The sequence below is a fragment of the Maribacter corallii genome, assembly GCF_047345415.1.
Lineage (GTDB): Bacteria > Bacteroidota > Bacteroidia > Flavobacteriales > Flavobacteriaceae > Maribacter_C.
Genome location: NZ_JBLFEP010000017.1, coordinates 1 through 2761 on the forward strand (window position 1 = coordinate 1; position 2761 = coordinate 2761).

The 2761-nt window shown below is 46.7% G+C and carries 1 protein-coding gene; it reads right to left on the reverse strand.

Translation table 11 applies throughout. The features are described 5' to 3' along the window. The coding region (locus ACKWCA_RS23900) for a condensation domain-containing protein (protein ID WP_413980772.1) at positions 1–2761 on the reverse strand (2761 nt) is incomplete at both ends.

The window sequence follows — 2761 nt, forward strand, 5'->3', positions numbered from 1 at the left end:
GGATAGGCCACCGCCGTATCATTGTAAGCGTGCAAAAGCTCATCGCGCTCAACATCCGAAAGAATCGAAATATCCTTAATCGGGATTTCAACTACCTCCCCCATCTGATCGATTATCATCGAGAGATGCCGCGAGACCCGTTCCATTGTGCCTGTTGAGAACCTGGATGCGTTGTAATTGAAACTGATCGATACCTCGTCCCCTGGCTCAATTACCACGGACAAGTCGTAGTTCGTCTGTTCGAAGGCACGGATATCCGATACGCCGTAATCGTCATTACCTTTTCGCTTCCCTGCGATTTCTTTCGCTATGGGGTAGTTCTCAAAGACAAGGATATGGTCCAATAGAGCTTTGCCCAATCCACTCGATGATTGGATTTCCATCAAAGGGTCATAATGGTACGGCTCACCTTCCAACGCCTTACCCTGGACATCCGCCAATAGGTCCGCAACAGTATCCCCTTCATCATATACAATGCGTACAGGGACAGTATTGATGAACAGGCCAATCATTGTCTCCACTCCCTCCAATGTCGCGGGACGACCGGAAACGACCGCTCCGAACACCACATCGCCCGTATTGTTATACTTGCCCAACAATATACCCCAGGCACTTTGGAGTATGGTATTGATCGTAACTCCGTACTTCTGTGAAACCTTTCTTAAGCAACCCGTCCTTTCCCCATCCAACAACAATTGCTGCGTAGCCAGTTCAAAGGTGGCCGGCCCATAACCATCCCTCGGTATGCTCGTCAGCCCCTCATAGCCCGATAGGTAGTCCCGCCAATAATCCTTGGAGACCGATCTGTCACGAGCTTCCAACCATTCGATATAACGGGAGTAGGGACGTACCTCCGGTAATTCGACAACTTTGCCTTCAAGAAGGCCACGGTAAAACGCGTTGAATTCATTGACCAGAATGCTCATGCACCAACCGTCCATAAGGATATGATGGAAACTCCAAATAAACTCGTACTCTCCATCCCCGGTCAGGTAGACATGGAGTCGCATAAGGACATCTTCACTTAAATCAAACTTCCGGTTCTTATCAAGACGATTATATTTCCCTACCGTCGAAGCCCTACCGAACTCAAGTACTTCTTCCTTTACATCTTCATATACAAAGAACCCCTCCCGTTCCTTCAATACCAGCTGTAGAGAACGCTCATATCCCTCATGAAGGAAGATGGTCCTGAGCGTACCGTACCGGTCGATCAGTCCTTGGAAACTATTTTTTATCAACTCGATATCAAGGGAGCCAGTCAAGCGATAGTTCATCTGGTTGAAGTAGTGGTCCGCTTCCCCGTCCAATAATGAATGAAACAGCATGCCCTCCTGCATGGGCGACAAAGAATAAATGTCCTCTACCTCATAACGGCCCTGAAGCTCTTCCAGCTCCACTATGGACAGGTCTTTATAAGTAAGGTCAGAGGGGGTCAGCTCCTGCTTCCCGTAATCTTTGCAATGATTTATAAGATCTACAAGGCTCTTCTCATAAGTCGCCATAAGAACTTCCATTTCTTCTTTATCGTATTGTGAGGTGCTATAGGAAAGCCCCATCCATAACCTTCCAGAGGATACCATACCCGAGATATCCCAGTCATAGTCACGATCTTCGGACAAGGATACAGTATCTCCTGTTGGTTCGCTAGCTATGGAAAAAGCCTTCCCCTTAGTATCACTGTCGAACTGTCCCAAGTAGTTGAAACTTATACGTGAACTTTCTTCCGAATCCATTGCTACATCATCTGCCAAATACTTCCCTATTAAATAATCGACCCCATTATTGGGAACCAGCCTAAGAGATTCTTTTACAGATTTAATAAGAGTGGACAAGCCCTCATTTGATTGTGCCAATACTACTGGATAGATACTGGTGAACCATCCCACCGTACGGCCAACGTCCAGACCTTCGATTATCTCCTCGCGACCGTGCCCCTCAAGGTCTATCCTTACTCCACCGTCACCATAATGCTTGTTAACGCTCAAAAGGAAACCTGCAAGTAAAAGGTCGTTGATCTGTGTATTGAAAGCCGAATGAACCTCTCCCAGCAATTGTTTCGTCAGGGATTTGCTCAACCGAAAACCTAAAGTAGATACATCGGATACCTTGTTAGATCCTTTTGGATGGGTCCGTGGAATCTCCATATAATCCTCAGAAAGTGCTACCGACCAATAGGCAGAAGCTTTACGGTACATATCACTTTCGGGGTAGCTCTGGAGTCTCTCGGACCACAACTGGAAAGAATCCGTCTTCAACGGTAACTTTAGCGCAACGCCTTCCTTTAATTGGTCATATAATGTTCCTATGTCCTCAAAGAGGATACGCCAAGATATACCGTCCACCACAAGGTGGTGGATTGCTATCAACAAACGACTGCCCGAGTTCAAATCGAACAGGCCCAACTTAAAAAGAGGGGGGGACTCCAAATCAATCCCCGATTGTAGTTCATTGCACAAAGAAAGTAAACGCCTTTGCGGACGCTTCATATGGGACAAATCCATGTATGGGACCGCTACATCAAGTTCAGGGCCATGGTTATATTGGGCAACTCCCATCCCAGATGCACCGTAACCCATCCTCAAAGCATCATGGTGGCTCTGAAGTACAGTAAACAAAATACGTACTTCATCAACACTGATACCACCAGGAAAATCAAGCATCACCGACTGGTTATAATGTCCCTTCTCCTTTAAATCGCTCGTGAAAAAATGATGCTGGATGCCCGTTAACGGAACATTGCCCGTCACGGGAACTTGAT